Origin of the sequence: Pseudomonas sp. CFSAN084952 (assembly GCF_009648855.1) — a bacterium.
Lineage (GTDB): Bacteria > Pseudomonadota > Gammaproteobacteria > Pseudomonadales > Pseudomonadaceae > Aquipseudomonas > Aquipseudomonas paracarnis.
In genome coordinates, this window is record NZ_CP045767.1 from 4,256,391 (window position 1) to 4,273,125 (window position 16,735).

General features: G+C 59.9%; 13 protein-coding genes and 2 tRNA genes. 9 read left to right on the top strand and 6 right to left on the bottom strand.

Going from position 1 to position 16,735, the window contains the following annotated elements; all coding sequences use genetic code 11:
• Window positions 1-31 precede the first annotated feature (31 nt).
• Complete coding sequence (locus GH769_RS19320; RefSeq protein ID WP_019817329.1) at window positions 32-757, top strand: phosphatase PAP2 family protein; 726 nt, start codon at window positions 32-34, stop codon at window positions 755-757.
• A gap of 342 nt (window positions 758-1,099) precedes the next feature.
• Here the strand turns inward: GH769_RS19320 and groL are convergent, their stop codons facing one another.
• The 5 genes from groL to GH769_RS19345 form a co-directional block, all read right to left on the bottom strand.
• Window positions 1,100-2,746, bottom strand: coding sequence for a chaperonin GroEL (gene groL / locus GH769_RS19325; RefSeq protein ID WP_014719767.1), 1,647 nt, complete (start codon window positions 2,744-2,746; stop codon window positions 1,100-1,102).
• Between the two features lie 50 nt (window positions 2,747-2,796).
• A complete protein-coding gene (locus tag GH769_RS19330) occupies window positions 2,797-3,090 on the bottom strand; it encodes a co-chaperone GroES (RefSeq protein ID WP_003193940.1) in 294 nt (97 codons plus the stop codon).
• 247 nt (window positions 3,091-3,337) lie between these two features.
• The gene (locus tag GH769_RS19335) at window positions 3,338-3,814 is read right to left on the bottom strand and encodes an FxsA family protein (protein ID WP_003193941.1); all 477 of its coding nucleotides are present in this window, start codon (window positions 3,812-3,814) and stop codon (window positions 3,338-3,340) included.
• Between the two features lie 66 nt (window positions 3,815-3,880).
• The gene (locus GH769_RS19340; protein ID WP_014719768.1) at window positions 3,881-4,612 is read right to left on the bottom strand and encodes a HugZ family protein; all 732 of its coding nucleotides are present in this window, start codon (window positions 4,610-4,612) and stop codon (window positions 3,881-3,883) included.
• A gap of 102 nt (window positions 4,613-4,714) precedes the next feature.
• A complete protein-coding gene (locus GH769_RS19345) occupies window positions 4,715-5,722 on the bottom strand; it encodes a DUF481 domain-containing protein (protein WP_014719769.1) in 1,008 nt (335 codons plus the stop codon).
• A 193-nt stretch (window positions 5,723-5,915) separates the two neighbouring features.
• Here GH769_RS19345 and GH769_RS19350 point away from each other — a divergent pair, with 193 nt between their 5' ends.
• The 4 genes from GH769_RS19350 to GH769_RS19365 all read left to right on the top strand — a co-directional run bounded on the left by GH769_RS19350 (window position 5,916) and on the right by GH769_RS19365 (window position 10,693).
• Window positions 5,916-6,230: an MGMT family protein gene (locus GH769_RS19350; RefSeq protein WP_020301352.1), complete on the top strand. Its 315-nt coding sequence runs from the start codon at window positions 5,916-5,918 to the stop codon at window positions 6,228-6,230.
• A 43-nt stretch (window positions 6,231-6,273) separates the two neighbouring features.
• Window positions 6,274-7,806 (top strand): AmpG family muropeptide MFS transporter, encoded by a 1,533-nt coding sequence (locus GH769_RS19355; RefSeq protein WP_014719771.1) that lies wholly within the window; start codon window positions 6,274-6,276, stop codon window positions 7,804-7,806.
• A 197-nt stretch (window positions 7,807-8,003) separates the two neighbouring features.
• A complete protein-coding gene (locus GH769_RS19360; RefSeq protein ID WP_014719772.1) occupies window positions 8,004-9,719 on the top strand; it encodes a proline--tRNA ligase in 1,716 nt (571 codons plus the stop codon).
• A 20-nt stretch (window positions 9,720-9,739) separates the two neighbouring features.
• Entirely contained in the window at window positions 9,740-10,693 is a 954-nt protein-coding gene (locus GH769_RS19365; protein WP_032902715.1) for a hypothetical protein, read from the top strand.
• 129 nt (window positions 10,694-10,822) lie between these two features.
• On the opposite strand, the gene dinB is transcribed toward GH769_RS19365, so the two are convergent.
• Window positions 10,823-11,881 carry a DNA polymerase IV gene (gene dinB / locus GH769_RS19370; RefSeq protein ID WP_032902714.1) on the bottom strand — a complete coding sequence of 353 codons (1,059 nt, stop codon included), beginning with the start codon at window positions 11,879-11,881 and terminating at the stop codon, window positions 10,823-10,825.
• Between the two features lie 278 nt (window positions 11,882-12,159).
• Between dinB and GH769_RS19375 the strand changes: the two genes are divergently transcribed.
• The 4 genes from GH769_RS19375 to GH769_RS19390 all read left to right on the top strand — a co-directional run bounded on the left by GH769_RS19375 (window position 12,160) and on the right by GH769_RS19390 (window position 16,682).
• Window positions 12,160-12,236, top strand: a tRNA-Met gene (locus GH769_RS19375).
• A gap of 166 nt (window positions 12,237-12,402) precedes the next feature.
• Window positions 12,403-12,479, top strand: a tRNA-Met gene (locus tag GH769_RS19380).
• Between the two features lie 280 nt (window positions 12,480-12,759).
• Complete coding sequence (mprF, locus tag GH769_RS19385; protein ID WP_014719775.1) at window positions 12,760-15,402, top strand: bifunctional lysylphosphatidylglycerol flippase/synthetase MprF; 2,643 nt, start codon at window positions 12,760-12,762, stop codon at window positions 15,400-15,402.
• On the top strand, window positions 15,402-16,682 hold the full coding sequence (locus tag GH769_RS19390; protein WP_014719776.1) for a virulence factor family protein: 1,281 nt from the start codon (window positions 15,402-15,404) through the stop codon (window positions 16,680-16,682). The genes mprF and GH769_RS19390 overlap by 1 nt, the downstream gene beginning before the upstream one ends.
• The last annotated feature ends 53 nt before the right edge of the window (window positions 16,683-16,735 follow it).

The window sequence follows — 16,735 nt, forward strand, 5'->3', positions numbered from 1 at the left end:
TGAGCACGGGGCTTTTCTACCAAGGTTCGTGATGAAATCCGCCTCCTCTTTACCGGTTTCCAAACCGCTTGATTTTTGGCTGTGCCTGGGCCTGCCTGCCAGCGCTGCGGTGGCCTTGCTGTTGCTTGAACTGACGTCACTGGACATGGACCTGGCCAGGCATTTCTATAGCGCAGAGGCTGGCGGCTTCATTGGCCGCTATAGCTTCTTCCTTGAAGACATCCTGCATGACCGTGCCAAGCAACTGGTGATCCTGTTTTCGGTGCTGGCGATTCTGGGCCTGGTCGGCAGCTTCATCCTGCAGCGGCTCAAGCCGTACCGCCGTGAACTGGTGTGCCTGGTGCTGTCGCTGGGAATGGCGACGGCGTTCGTGTCGCCATTGAAAACCATCACCGCCGTGCAATGCCCCTGGAGCCTCAAGGAGTTCGGCGGCCAGGAAACCTACAGCGAACTGCTCAGCCCGCGCCCGCCGACCGATAAACCCGGCCGCTGCTGGCCCGGCGGGCATGCCGCCACCGGGTTTGCCTTGTTCGCCTGGTTCTTCGCGCTGCGGGATCGACGGCCACGGCTGGCGCGCTACGCGTTCATCTTTGCTGTCGGCCTGGGCAGCGTGTTTTCAGTCAGCCGTATGCTGCAAGGGGCGCATTTCTTTTCCCACAATGTGTGGACAGCGATCTTTTGCTGGCTGATCTGCCTGGGGCTGTATTGCTTGTTGCTGTACCGGCCTTCACGGCAAGCCGTAATGCCGGTCAGTTAAGCGAATGCAACGAAGATCAAATGTGGGAGCTGGCTTGCCTGCGATTGGCCATAAGTATCGACACAACTTTGCAGCGGTCGACGGCAACTACAACCTCGATAACCACGCTGGTCGAACGCAGGCTTGAACTCCTGGGTAACCCGGCAGGATGCGCTCTGATCCAACATTCCTGCAGGCTGGCAGGCCGTCTTCGCAGGCAAGCCAGCTCCCACATTTTGACCGCCGTGCATCAGTTAGATAAGCGTGGCTGTCAGGCCGCCGTCGGGTGGGTACAGCCGTGCATAAAAAAGCCCCGCCTGCATCACTGCAGGCGGGGCTTTTTATAGCGCCGGGTAGGCTGGCTTACATCATGCCGCCCATGCCACCCATGCCGCCCATGTCTGGCATACCGCCGCCAGCCGAGCCTTCTTTCTTCGGTGCTTCAGCGATCGCAGCTTCGGTGGTCAGGATCAGACCGCCGATGGAGGATGCTGCTTGCAGCGCGGAACGAGTCACCTTGGTTGGATCCAGGATGCCCATTTCGATCATGTCGCCGTACACGCCAGTCGCAGCGTTGTAACCGTAGTTACCTTTGCCGTTCTTGACTTCGTTGACCACAACGCTTGGCTCGTCGCCGGAGTTGGCAGCGATCTGGCGCAGCGGTGCTTCAACGGCACGACGCAGTACAGCGATACCTACGTTCTGGTCAGCGTTGTCGCCGGTCAGCTCAGTCAGGGCTTCCAGAGCACGGATCAGCGCAACGCCACCGCCAGGTACCACGCCTTCTTCAACGGCTGCACGGGTTGCGTGCAGGGCGTCTTCAACGCGGGCCTTCTTCTCTTTCATTTCAACTTCGGAGCCAGCGCCAACCTTGATCACTGCAACGCCGCCAGACAGCTTGGCCAGGCGCTCTTGCAGTTTTTCACGGTCGTAGTCCGAGGAAGTCTCGGCAACCTGTGCACGGATCTGAGCGATACGGGACTCGATGTCGCCTTCAACGCCAGCACCGTCAACGATGATGGTGTTTTCCTTGGACAGGGTCACGCGCTTGGCGCTACCCAGGTTTTCCAGGGTGGCGCTTTCCAGGCTCAGGCCGATCTCTTCGGAGATAACGGTACCGCCGGTCAGAACGGCGATGTCCTGCAGCATGGCCTTGCGACGGTCGCCGAAGCCTGGCGCCTTGACGGCTGCAACCTTGACGATGCCACGCATGTTGTTCACAACCAGAGTCGCCAGGGCTTCGCCTTCAACGTCTTCAGCCACGATCAGCAGTGGGCGGCCGGCTTTGGCAACGGCTTCCAGCACTGGCAGCATTTCGCGGATGTTGGAGATCTTTTTGTCGACCAGCAGGATCAGCGGGCTGTCCAGCTCGGCAACCATGGTGTCCGGCTTGTTGACGAAGTACGGGGACAGGTAGCCACGGTCGAACTGCATGCCTTCTACAACCGACAGTTCGTTTTCCAGGCCCGAGCCTTCTTCAACGGTGATCACGCCTTCTTTACCGACTTTTTCCATGGCTTCGGCAATGATGTCGCCGATGGAGCTGTCGGAGTTGGCAGAGATGGTGCCTACCTGAGCGATGGCCTTGGTGTCGGCGCATGGCTTGGACAGGTTCTTCAGCTCTTTGACGATGGCGATGGTCGCCTTGTCGATACCGCGCTTGAGGTCCATCGGGTTCATGCCGGCAGCAACGGCCTTCAGGCCTTCGTTGACGATCGACTGAGCCAGTACGGTTGCGGTGGTAGTACCGTCACCTGCGTCATCGTTGGCACGGGAGGCAACGTCTTTGACCAGCTGCGCGCCCATGTTTTCGAAACGGTCTTCCAGTTCGATTTCTTTGGCGACGGAAACGCCGTCCTTGGTGATGGTCGGAGCGCCGAAGCTCTTCTCGATGATCACGTTACGGCCTTTCGGGCCCAAGGTCGCTTTTACTGCGTCAGCCAGTACGTTGACGCCAGTGAGCATTTTCTTGCGGGCGGAGTCGCCGAATTTAACTTCTTTAGCAGCCATGATCGATATTCCTTAAATACTTTGTAGTAACGGGAAAATGAGCGAGGAAATCAGTCTTCCAGAACGGCGAGAATTTCGTTCTCAGCCATTACCAGCAGGTCTTCGCCGTCTACTTTCACAGTGTTGCTGCCGGAGTAAGGGCCGAAAACAACCTTGTCACCCACTTTCACGGCCAGTGCGCGTACATCACCGTTCTCCAGGGTTTTGCCTGGGCCAGCAGCGACGATCACACCGTGGTTGGCTTTTTCAGCAGCCGAACCTGGCAGAACGATCCCGCCAGCGGTTTTCTTTTCTTCTTCGCTGCGACGGATTACGACGCGGTCGTGCAGAGGACGAAGCTTCATTGTCGATCTCTCCTAATTGTGTTTTTCATCGGCCGGTATCAATTCCGGCGGGTTAAATTCCGGCGGTGCCGGTCGCGGCTCGCGGGGCGAGACGCGGAAGTCTGTCTGATGTCACCACCAGAAACCTTGCGGTGACCGTTACATAAGGGCGCCCAGGCTTATTACAAGGGGCCGAGGATGAAATTTTTTGTGTCGGCTCAAGGGTAAATGCAACACGGCACCCGAAGGTGCCGTGCCAGTGAAGCGGCTACTTAGGGTCGCGGTGTTCGAACTCGCCTTCGATCACATCACCTTCACGCCCCAGGGGTTGGCGTGGAGCCGGGCCACCACGGGGTTGCAGGTCGTCGGCGAACGCACGCTGGCGCATCGCGGCCTCTTCAGCACGCTGGCGCATTTTGCCGGCCAGCAGCTTGCGGGTGAACGGCAGCAACAGCACCAGGCCGAGCACGTCGCTGATAAAGCCCGGCAGGATCAGCAGGCCACCGGCCAGGGCCATCATCAGGCCCTCAAGCATGGTCTGGGCCGGCAGTTCGCCGCGGTTCAGGCTTTCACGGGCACGCAGCGCGGTGGCCAGGCCGGCGACACGCAGCACCAGGACGCCGAGCATGGAGCCTACGATGATCAGCAACAGCGCCGGGAAGAAACCGATCGCACCGCTGACTTTAACGAATACGAACAGCTCCAACACCGGAAACAGCAGAAAGAGCAATAAAAAAGGGCGCATCAAATGGTTCCTCAACGCAAGAATGCCTTGCCAGTTCACCTTAGATGACGTCGCCGTTGTGTGAATTCAAGCAGTAGCCGCGGTTTTTTTCGGCCAGACTTCAGCGTGCGCCAATGAAACCAGGGCTTCACGCACTTGTGTCGGCGTATTGCAGGGCTCGGCAAACCCTAGCCAATGTAACGATTGGCCAATGCGCAGGTGCATGCCTTCGCTGTCGATGCCGGCCAACTGTGCAGGCTCGGTGGTCGGCAAGCCGCCCAGCTCGACGTAATGGGCGATGGCCTTGGTGTGATCGCTGTTCATGTGCTCGATCATGCTGCGCTCGGCCTTGCCCGCAAACGGGTTGGCCAAGGTTAACTGGTCGACCCAATGGATCGCGCCAAACCCACCGATGTAACGGTGACGGACGGGGTTGAGCACCCAGAAATCGAAATCGTGGGCCTTGTGGTAGTTGGCCGAATCAGGGAAGTAGCGGTAGTAGCGCTCGGCCGCAGCTTCGATGGCGGCGGGGTCTTCCAGCTTCTCGGCTTCGGCCAGGTAGGTCAGGCGCCCCACGGCTTGCACATCATCGGCCTCGCGCTCACCCACCAACAGCGAACACTTGGGATCTTTTTGCAGGTTGTGGGTGTGCTGGGCAATGCGGCTGATCAGGATCAGCGGGCGGCCCTGCTCGTCCAGGCAGTAGGGCACCACCGAGCCAAAGGGAAAGCCGGGCATGGCTTTGGACTGTGTGGCGAGCGCCCCACGGTATTCCTTGAGCAACAGCTCTCGGGCGTTCTTGGCAACCTGCGTGCTCAATAGATGACTCCTCGGGTGTTCCGCGGCCCATGGCATATGGGAATGGATCTCAACACAAGGTAATCAATATCTGCGCAGGTTGCCAGAGTGACCGACGCCGGTTTACCAGGCCACGCCAAAGCCTGCAGTGTAGCGGGTCTTGCTCAAGCTGCTGTCGGAGTCGCCGCTGATGACGTCACGCTCGGCCTTGAGGTTGAGGGACGCCCATTCGGTGACTTTGTAGCGCAGGCCCATCTCGGCATCCAGGGAGTAATCGGCCGGACCGTCCAGAGGCTTGCCCAATTCGCCGTTGGTGAAGAACTCCACGGTCTTGCCCACCAGGTAGCGGTTGTAATTCCACTTCATGGCCAGAGAGTAGAAGTTGTCCTTGCCGCCGTCGGCATATTCGTAATCGGTACGGTTGACCAGCGATCCGAGGGAGAACGCGCCCAACTCATCGTCCCAGAACTGGTAGCCCGGACCGGTACCCACGGTGCGCTGGCGCGCCAGGTCTTCGACCTTGTCGCGTTTGTAGGTCAGGCGCCCCTGCCAGAACCAGTGCTCGGTGATAAAACGGTCCAGGTCGTATTCCAGGGCCCAGTTGTCGGTGGTGGTGACGTCGTCCTGGAACTCGCGGTTGTATTCGCCCTTGCCCGTATGACGCCACTGGCCGTGACGGGCCGAGGTCTTGAAGTCGATGTCGTAGTCGTTGGTGTCTTTGTCCGCGCGCTTGTAGTCCAGCGCCAGGTCGACATTACCCTTCCACACCAGGTCTTCGATCACGGGCTTGGGCTTCATGATCTGTTGGATACTTGCCAGTTCCACCGTCTTGGGCGCCTCGCCATTGGCCAGCACCACCTTGCCGTCATCCGATGCCTGCAAGGACTTGGCCTTTTCACCGCTGTAGGCGTCCTGCTTGACCAGCAGCTCCTGGTCACTTTCCAGGGTTTTGACCTGCTTCCAGTCCACCGGAATGGAGCCTGCGTAGGTGGTTTGGATCAGCAACTTGCCACCGTCGAAGACTTTTATCTTGCCAGTGAGCCGGTCACCGTTTTTCAACCAGACGGTATCGGCGAGCAAGGGCGTGGAAGCACTGAAAACAGCAAGGCACAACAGGGTTCTGGACAACATAAGCAGGTACGGGGCTCAGGATAGGCGAAAAAAGGGGCGTTATAGTGTTACATGGCTAGAACTGACTCAAGGATTTATATTGAGTTCAATACTCATCGTCATGTTTACAGACGTTTCTGACAAAACAACGACGATCTCAACGGATATCTCCACAGTGATCCCACCTGCAGATGCACCACAAAGCCCTGCCGAGATGCGCCGCACCGCCTTGTACCTGACGTTATCGCAGGTGCCCGAAGGCTGCGTGGTGAGTTACGGCGAGCTGGCCCACCTGGCGGGTCTGGGCCGTGCTGCCCGCTGGGTCGGGCGCACCCTGAGCCAGTTGCCGCAAGACACGCGGTTGCCCTGGCATCGGGTGCTGGGTGCCGGTGGTCGGATAAGCCTGCCGGTGGGCAGTGCCTCGGGCGACGAACAACGTGCGCGTTTACGTAGCGAAGGCGTCACTATCCTGAACAATCGTGTTGATATTCAGCGTCATGGCTGGCGCCCGGTAGAGCACAGCGGTTAGAGTGCGCGCTTTGTTTCCGCAAATCTGAGGCAGACTCCAGCCCATGCCCCGTAAAACCTGGCGCGCCGCGCTCGCCGCCTATGCCAGCCCTTCGACGTTAGTGCTGTTGTTGCTCGGTTTCGCCGCCGGCATGCCTTACATGTTGGTGTTTTCGACGCTTTCGGTGTGGCTGCGTGAAGCCGGTGTGGCTCGCGAGACCATTGGCTATGCGAGCCTGATCGGCCTGGCCTACGCCTTTAAATGGGTCTGGTCGCCGCTGCTCGACCAATGGCGCCTGCCGTTGCTTGGCAAACTGGGGCGTCGTCGCTCCTGGCTGGTGCTGGCCCAATCGCTGGTGATCCTCGGATTGATCGGCATGGGTTTTTGTGACCCGCAAAAACACTTGTCCTGGTTGATCGCCATCGCGGTGATTGTCGCCTTCGCGTCGGCCACCCAAGATATCGCCGTGGATGCCTACCGCCTGGAAATCGCCGACGACAGCCGTCAGGCCGCCCTGGCGGCAAGCTACATGTCCGGCTATCGCATTGCCGCCCTGCTGGCCACGGCCGGTGCGCTGTTCTTTGCCGAAGGCTTTGGCTCCACCGGCTTCAACTATAAACACTCGGCCTGGACCGGCACCTATGTGCTGTTCGGCGTGTTGATGGTGCCGGCGTTGCTCACCACCTTCCTCATGCGTGAACCTGATGTGCCACTGCGCACTCAGTTGCAGGCCGGCCGCTACAGTTTCATGCACCAGTTGGTGTCGGTGTTTGTGCTGATCGTGCTGTTGGTCTCAGTGCCGGCGATGTTCACCCAGTTGTACAACACCGACTTCGCCAGCGTGCTGTTCCAGGGCGTGAGTTTGTGGGAACTGCTGATGGAAGACCGCGCGTTCCTGCGCGCCATCCTCTATATCATCCTCACTACCCTGTGCCTTTCAGCCATGGGCCGCCGGGGCCTGGCGCCCGTGCTCACGCCGGTCAACGACTTTATCCTGCGCTACCGTTGGCAGGCGCTGCTGCTGCTCGGGCTGATTGCCACCTATCGCATGTCCGACACGGTGATGGGCGTCATGGCCAACGTGTTCTATATCGACCAGGGTTTCACCAAGGACCAGATCGCCGGAGTGAGCAAGATCTTCGGCCTGATCATGACCCTGCTCGGCGCCGGCATGGGCGGCCTGTTGATCGTGCGGTTCGGCATATTGCCGATCCTGTTCATCGGCGGCGTGGCCTCGGCCGGTACCAACCTGCTGTTCGTGATGCTCGCCGACATGGGCCCCGACCTGCAGATGTTGATCGTCACCATCTCCCTGGACAACTTCAGTTCGGGCATGGCCACCTCGGCATTCGTGGCTTACCTGTCGAGCCTCACCAACCTCAAGTTCTCCGCCACCCAATATGCGCTGCTCAGTTCGATCATGCTGTTGCTGCCACGTTTGATCGGCGGCTATTCAGGCGTGATGGTGGAGAAGTTCGGTTACCACAACTTCTTTATGATCACCTGCCTGTTGGGCGTGCCGACGCTGCTCCTGATTGCGTTGCATTGGTTCCAGGAGAACCGCCGCGCCCGGCTGAATCCCCCGCCGGAAGACTGACACGACTCAGTCAATGTGGGAGCTGGCTTGCCTGCGATAGCGGTGGTGAACCCAGCGCCGCTATCGCAGGCAAGCCAGCTCCCACACAAGCGACCGTTACGACAGATACGCCCCGCCACCTCACGCCTGTACTCCGGCGACAAGCGCCCGTACAATCCCAAGTCATTTCAAGTCCAAGCAACCGACAACGGCCTACCATGCGTACCAGTCAATATTTGCTCGCCACACAGAAAGAAACGCCTTCCGACGCGGTTGTAATCAGCCATCAGTTGATGCTGCGCGCCGGTATGATCCGCAAACTGGCCTCGGGCCTGTACACCTGGTTGCCCATGGGCTTGAAGGTGATGCGCAAGGTCGAAGCCATCGTTCGTGAAGAAATGAACGCTGCCGGCTCTCTGGAAGTGTTGATGCCGAGCACCCAACCGGCTGAGTTGTGGCAGGAATCCGGGCGCTGGGAAGAGTACGGCCCTGAGTTGCTGCGCTTCAAAGACCGTCATGGCCGCGATTTCTGCGCCGGCCCGACGCACGAAGAAGTCATCACCGACCTGATGCGCAACGAGTTGAGCAGCTATAAGCAGTTGCCGCTCAACCTGTATCAGATCCAGACCAAGTTCCGTGATGAGATCCGCCCACGCTTCGGCTTGATGCGTGGCCGCGAGTTCATCATGAAGGACGCCTATTCGTTCCACGCCGACCAGGCTTCCCTGCAAGCGACCTACGACCGCATGCACCAGGCCTACTGCAACGTGTTCACGCGCCTGGGCCTGAAGTTCCGCCCGGTTGAAGCGGACAACGGCTCCATCGGCGGTGCCGGCTCCCACGAATTCCACGTGCTGGCCGAGTCTGGCGAAGACGATATCGTGTTCAGCAACGGTTCCGACTACGCGGCGAACATCGAGAAGGCCGAAGCCATACCACGTGAAACCTCGCGCCCTGCTCCCACCGAGGAGCTGCGCCTGGTCGACACGCCAGACACCAAGACCATCGCGGCCCTGGTGGAGAAATTCAATCTGCCGATTGAAAAGACCATCAAGACCCTGATCGTGCGCGCCGAAGAAGAAGGCAAGCTGATCGCCCTGGTGATCCGTGGTGACCACGAGCTCAACGAAATCAAGGCCGCTAACCAGCCTGGCGTAGCCAGCCCGCTGGTCATGGCCACCGATGCCGAACTGCGCGACGCCATTGGCGCCGGTGCCGGTTCCCTCGGCCCGCTGAACCTGCCACTGCCGATCATCATCGACCGTTCCGTTGAGCTGATGAGCGACTTCGGTATCGGCGCCAACATCGACGACAAGCACTACTTCGGCGTGAACTGGGAGCGTGACCTGCCGGTTCCGACCGTGGCCGACCTGCGCAACGTCGTGGCCGGCGACCCGAGCCCGGATGGCAAGGGCACCCTGGAGATCAAGCGCGGCATCGAAGTCGGGCACATCTTCCAGCTGGGCAACAAGTACAGCAAGGCGATGAAGTGCGAAGTACTGGGTGAGAACGGCAAGCCGATCACCCTGGACATGGGCTGCTACGGCATTGGCGTATCCCGCGTGGTTGCCGCTGCCATCGAGCAGAACAACGACGAGAAAGGCATCATCTGGAGTGACGCGCTGGCGCCGTTCCAGGTGGCCCTGGTGCCATTGCGCTATGAAACCGAGCAAGTACGCGAAGCCACCGACAAACTGTACGCGCAACTCACCGCCGCCGGTTTTGAAGTGCTGCTCGATGATCGGGACAAGAAAACCAGCCCGGGCATCAAGTTCGCCGACATGGAACTGATTGGCATCCCGCACCGGATCGTGGTCAGTGACCGCGGCCTGGCGGATGGCAATCTGGAATACAAGAGCCGGACCGAAGCCGAAGCCCAACCGTTGCCGGTGGCTGAGGTGCTGTCTTTCCTCCAGGCGCGTATTCGTCGCTGAAAACCAGATCAAGAGAAGTCATGTTCAAGCGAAACACCAGAGCCCTGGGGGGCGCCGCCTTGTGCGGCGCCCTGCTGGTCAGCGGCTGCGCCAATCAGATGTCGCAACGCAGTGAACACGAGGAGCGGGTCGAGCGTAAGTTGCTCGACCACAGCCTGCAGATCGATGTAGGCGAGCCTAAAGTGCTGGAGCTACCGCAACGCCGGGTTCGCATTCATGAGCAGAAGACCTTCGAGGTCACCGAATTCGAAGTCACCCGTCGTTACGACCGCTACACACCCTACCAGCCCTGGCGCAAACTCTATGAGATGCCCCTGGGTGCCGTGGCGCTGGTGGCGGGCGTGGGTGCTAACGTGGTGAATATCTTCGCCCTCGGCAACCTGCCCACGAGTGTGACCCATGACTGGTTGAGCTATGGCGTGGACGGCATCAACCCGTTCATGAACGTGCAATCCCACGGCCGTGCGCAACAGAACCTGGCGGCCATCGATGAAGTCCAGCGTGACAAGCGCCTGGAGTATTCGAGCCTGCCCTGGAGCGAGCGCCCGGTGCAAGTCACCGCCGGCAAGCAGACCCACGAGCTGACCACCGACCGTAACGGCATACTGCGCCTTAACCTGTTGGACAGCCCCTTTGCCGAGCAGGACCTGAACCGCGTCACCACGCTGAAAATCACTGTGGCGGATGGCCAGGACGACGTGCATACCGACTCGACCCTGGCGGTCAGCAACACGCTGCGCAGCAAGCTGCTCGAAGCCCATGCCCTGATCTATGACGACCTGGAAGATGACGAAGTGAACCAGTGGGTACACCGGGTCAAACGCCTGTCGGAGCTGGGCCTGGAAGAAGAAGCCAGCGAGCTGGAACAAAGCCTGATTGAACTGACGCGCAATGATCCGGAGTTGCAGCAGGAGTTTGTGCAGGCGTTGACCAAGGATGGGGGGCGCTTGGTGGCGGATCCCGGCGCACGCTGATCGCTCAATACCTGTGAAGATCAAACTGTGGGAGCTGGCTTGCCTGCGATAGCGGTGTATCAGTTAAAGCATTCGTGACTGACAAACTGCTATCACAGGCAAGCCAGCTCCCACATTTGTTTCGGGTTTTTACCAGGAAAACTCGAGCTGTTCGTTGCCGCCGCTCAGGTCCAGCAACCGCACCCCTATCCCCAACAACCGCACCGGCTTGCCCCCGCGATTGAACGCCTGGGTCATCAACTGCTGATAACTCTCCAGATCCCGCCCTGCCCCGGCCTGCTCCAGCGTCGTCTGGGTAAAGTCATGAAACTTCACTTTGACGAACGGCTTGCCCGCCCGGTAGCTGCTGTCGATACGCGCCATGCGCCCGGCCAGGGTCTCCATCAGCTCCGGCAGTTTCGCCAGGCAGCTTGAAAGATCCGGCAAGTCCACATCGTAGGTGTTTTCCACGCTAATCGATTGCCGACGGCTGTCGTTTTGCACCACACGGTCATCAATTCCACGGGCCAGGCTCCAGAGGCGCTCGCCAAAACTGCCGAATTCGCGCACCAGCGCCAGTTTGTTCCAGTCGCGCAATTGCAGGCAGTCTTCGATGCCCAGGCGCGCCAGCTTGTCAGCGGTGACCTTGCCCACGCCATGCAGCTTGCTGACACGCAACTGCGAGACAAAGTCTTCAACCTGATCCGGCGTGATCACAAACAGGCCGTTGGGCTTTTTCCAGTCGCTGGCGATCTTGGCCAAAAACTTGTTGGGCGCCACGCCGGCAGACACAGTGATATGCAACTGGTTGGAGACCCGGCGCCGAATGTCCTGGGCAATACGCGTGGCGCTGCCGCCAAAATGCGGGCTGTCAGACACATCAAGGTAAGCCTCATCCAGCGACAACGGCTCGATCAAGTCGGTGTAGTCGCGGAAGATCAGTTGGATTTCTTTCGACGCTTCTTTATAGGCATCCATGCGCGGCTTAACAATGGTCAAGTCCGGGCAGAGCTTCAAGGCATGACGTGACGACATCGCCGAACGCACCCCATACGCTCGCGCCTCGTAGTTGCAGGTAGCGATCACCCCCCGCCGGTCCGCCGAACCGCCCACCGCCAAGGGCTTTTGCGCCAGGCTCGGGTCGTCACGCATCTCGATGGCGGCGTAGAAGCAATCACAGTCAACGTGGATGATTTTGCGCTGCGTCATATAAACGGGGTGTGAACCAACGGGTGGCCAGTATCGCATTCACACCTGTATATAGCACCAGTAGTTTGATTCTTCCTTCCAAGTGGTAGGAAGTTTCCTTGATGAATTTATTTTTTCAATCGAATTCGGGCTTCCGATAGAGCTGAAAGCCTTGGCCTGACTGGCCCAGAGCACTTCACGCCCCCTCTTTGGAGAGCTAACCGATTGAACCACAAGCGCTTTTGTTTGATTCACAGGTTGACACACTCGCGTTCCTCTGTAGAATGCCGACACACAGACGCGGGATGGAGCAGTCTGGTAGCTCGTCGGGCTCATAACCCGAAGGTCGTCGGTTCAAATCCGGCTCCCGCAACCAAACATCAAAAAAGGCTACTCGAAAGAGTGGCCTTTTTTGTGCGCGCTTGTTTTTGCCTGCACAATGCAGCCAACACCTTGATTTCAGAATAATTAGCGCTTATTTCAGCGATCAGCTCATTAACGGTTGACACCCCGCCGCTGGGCTGTAGAATGCCGCCCACAGACGCGGGATGGAGCAGTCTGGTAGCTCGTCGGGCTCATAACCCGAAGGTCGTCGGTTCAAATCCGGCTCCCGCAACCAAACATCAAAAAAGGCTACTCGAAAGAGTGGCCTTTTTTGTATCTGACGAAAAAGTTCTTCTGAAACAATGACATGGCATCTTTCATGAAACCGTAGACGGTTTGCAGAGTCCATCTCATTGCACGCTATGCTCAATGCTCAAGCGCTACCCCTCTACGACCAATGGCCGCAGTCGCCGCGCCCGGTGATCCGCGTTAATATTTGTAATTATTTTGTCCATAGGGATTGGTAACTTGGCTGGATACCTCCATCCTGTCGCGCACAATCCACGAGGTGATTGATGCGCGCCAACTCGTCTGAACCACAAGACACCGTTACAGCAGAACAACCGATCACTCCCACCCGTTTGCGGTGGCTGGACCTGTTGAGCAAATACCGCCAGCCCATCGGCCTGGCCGTGACGCTTCTGCTGTTTGCAATCGCCCTGATCGCCTGCCGGCACCTGCTGCTGGAGCTGGACCTCTACGCCCTGCACGATTCGATCCTGGAAGTGCCCAAGCCGGCCCTATTGGGGGCCTTTGCGGCGGCGGTCGCCGGTTTTGTAATCCTGCTCGGCTATGAGTTCTCCGGCGCGCGTTATGCCGGCGTGCAATTGCCCGCCAAGACCCTGGCCCTGGGTGGTTTCACCGCCTTTGCTATCGGCAACGCCATTGGCTTGTCGATGCTCTCGGGGGGTTCGGTGCGTTACCGTTTATATGCACGCCATGGCATCGGCGCCTCGGAAGTGGCGCACATGACCGTATTCGCCAGCCTGGCCCTGGGCTGTGCCCTGCCACCGCTGGCCGCGCTGGCCACGTTGAGCAACTTGCCGGCCGCCTCCACTTACCTGCATTTATCGCAAAGCCTGCTCGGCGGCATTGCCGGCGCCGTGCTGCTGTTGTCGGCCCTGCTGTGCATCGGCATCTATCGCCGCCGCCTGCCGGAACAGCCCTACCCCGACAACCTGCTGGTCAAGGCCGGGCGCCGTACCCTGCGCCTGCCTGGCCGACGCCTGACTTTCCTGCAACTGATCATCACCGCACTGGACGTCGCCGCAGCCGCCACCGTGCTGTATCTGCTGTTGCCGGAAGCTCCGCCCTTCGGCCCGTTCCTGTTGGTGTACCTGCTAGCCCTGGCCGCCGGTGTGCTCAGCCATGTGCCGGGCGGGGTGGGGGTATTCGAAGCGATCCTGCTGGCGGCCTTTGCCGACAAACTTGGTGCCGCGCCCCTGGCTGCTGCCTTGCTGCTGTACCGCATGATCTACGTGGTGCTGCCGCTGCTGATCGCCTGTGTATTCCTGCTGGTCAACGAGGCCCAGCGCCTGTTCCAGACCCAGCAAAGTCTGCGGGTAGCGTCGGGGCTGGCAGCGCCAGTATTGGCCGTCCTGGTTTTTTTGTCCGGCGTGGTCCTGCTGTTTTCCGGCGCCACGCCAGAGATCGACTCACGCCTGGAAAACATCGGCTTCCTGATTCCCCATCGTCTGATCGACGCGTCGCACTTCGGTGCCAGCCTGATCGGTGTGTTGTGCCTGTTGCTCGCCCAAGGCCTGCGCCGGCGGTTGTCGGCCGCCTGGATGCTGACCATGGTGTTGCTGCTGGTCGGCGCCCTGCTTTCGCTGCTTAAAGGCTTCGACTGGGAAGAAGCCAGCCTGATGACCATGACCGCGGTGCTGCTGGCCATCTTCCGACGCTCCTTCTACCGCGCCAGTCGCCTGACCGAGTTGCCGTTTTCGCCGCTGTACCTAGTGGCCAGTGTCTGTGTGCTCGGCGCTTCGATCTGGCTGTTGCTGTTTGCCTACCAGGACGTGCCCTACAGCCATCAACTCTGGTGGCAGTTCACCCTAGATGCCAACGCCCCACGTGGCTTGCGTTCGCTGCTCGGCGCCGCCGTGTTACTGGTGATCGTGTCGCTGACCTGGCTGCTGCGCACGGCACGCCCGGTCATCCACCTGCCGACCCCGGAAGAACTGGAGCGCGCCAGCAAGATCCTGATGGCCTCGTCCCAACCCGACGGCGGCCTGGCGCTCACCGGCGACAAGGCGCTGCTGTTTCACCCTAACGATGAAGCCTTCCTGATGTATGCCCGTCGCGGGCGTAGCCTGGTGGCCTTGTACGACCCGATCGGCCCGACCCAACCGCGCGCCGAGATGATCTGGCAGTTCCGCGACCTGTGCGACATCCACCACGCCCGTCCGGTGTTCTATCAGGTACGCGCCGAGAACCTGCCGTATTACATGGACATCGGCCTCACCGCGATCAAACTGGGTGAAGAAGCCCGCGTCGACCTGAAACGCTTTGACCTGGAAGCCAAGGGCAAAGAAATGAAGGATTTGCGCTACACCTGGAACCGTGGCACCCGGGACGGCCTGTCCCTGGAAATCTGCGAACCGGGCAAGGCGCCGATGGATGAATTAAAAGTCATCTCCGACGCCTGGCTTACAGGTAAGAATGTGCGGGAAAAGGGCTTCTCCCTGGGCCGTTTCAGCGATGACTACCTCAAGCACTTTCGTATCGCGATCATTCGCTTCGAAGGGCGCCCGGTGGCCTTCGCCAATCTGCTCGAAACCTATAATCATGACCTGGCCAGCCTCGACCTGATGCGTGCCCACCCGGACGCGCCCAAGTTGACCATGGAGTTCATGATGGTGGGCCTGATTCAACACTATAAGAGCCACGACTACGCGCGCTTCAGCCTCGGCATGGTGCCGTTGTCGGGCTTGCAACCGCGCCGTGGCGCACCGCTGACCCAGCGCCTGGGCTCGATGGTGTTCCGCCGTGGCGAGCAACTGTATAACTTCCAAGGTTTGCGCCGCTTCAAAGACAAGTTCCAGCCCGACTGGGAACCCCGTTACATGGCCGTGCCCGCAGGACTGGATCCGCTGGTGGCATTGGCCGATACCGCCGCCCTGATTGCGGGCGGCTTGACTGGATTGGTGAAACGCTGATGATTCGACGCTCCTGGCGGTATGTATTGGCTTTAGTGGTGCTGCTTGCGCTGATCGCGGCGGGTGGCTTCTGGTACTGGAACCGCCCCGCCCCGCAACCGACCCTGGAGCACTTGCCCCAGGCCGACGGTTCGGTAATGACCCGCGTAACCCCGGCCAGCAACGCAAAAGCCCGCGTGGCCGTGGCGGTGATGGCCGACGAAACCCTGACCGACAGCCAACTGATTGCCCTGAGCCAGGGCGGTGCTGCGCAACTAGTTCAGGTGGTGCTGCCCAAGGATGACTGCGCACTGCAGGAAAAAGCCCTGCAAGGCGCCCTGGCCCAGCTCAAAGGCCCGGCAACCCTGGTCAGCGGCATCGGCCCTGGCGCCGCACTCGCCTGGCGCTGGCTGGCCACCCAGAACGACGACAAGGCCAACGCCATCTCCGTGGGCTTCGCCCTGAAACAGGAAGGCTGCAACGACCCGCTGCCGAAAACCGCCGCCCATGGCAGCTGGCTGGTGGCGTGGAACGATAACCCCGACGATGAAAGCGCCAGTTTCGTACGTGACACACCGCGCGCTACTACCAGCATCAGCGACTACGACATTCATTACCCACAGGTGCTGAATAACGAACTGCGCAAGCAACTGGTCGGTTCGGACAACGGCGGCCTGGCGATTCCAGTGGTAGAAGTGCCTGCCGGCCAAGCCAAGGACACCGTGACCCTATTCCTCTCCGGTGACGGCGGCTGGCGCGACCTGGACCGCGACGTGGCGGGCGAGATGGCGAAGATCGGCTACCCGGTGGTGGGCATCGACACCCTGCGCTACTACTGGCAGCACAAGACGCCGGAGCAAAGCGCCAAGGACCTCACCGAGCTGATGCAACACTACCGGCAAAAGTGGGGCACCAAGCGCTTCGTGCTGACCGGTTACTCGTTCGGCGCCGACGTATTGCCGGCCATCTACAACCGTATGCCAGAGAACGAACAGCAACGGGTGGACGCGATCATCCTGCTGGCCTTCGCCCGTACCGGCAGCTTTGAAATCGAAGTGGAAGGCTGGCTGGGCAACGCCGGCAAAGAAGCCGCCACCGGCCCGGAAATGGCCAAGCTGCCGCCTGAGAAAGTCGTGTGCATCTACGGCGCCGAAGAAGTCGACGAGAGTGGCTGCACCGACAAGACCGCCGTGGGCGAAGCCATGAAGCTGCCGGGCGGGCATCACTTCGATGAGAACTACCCGGCGCTGGCCAAGCGCTTGGTGGATATTATCGTCAAGCATCAGGCCAAAGCCGAATAACTCCAGCTTAACCTAAGACCCAATGTGGGAGCGGGCTTGCCCGCGATAGCGCT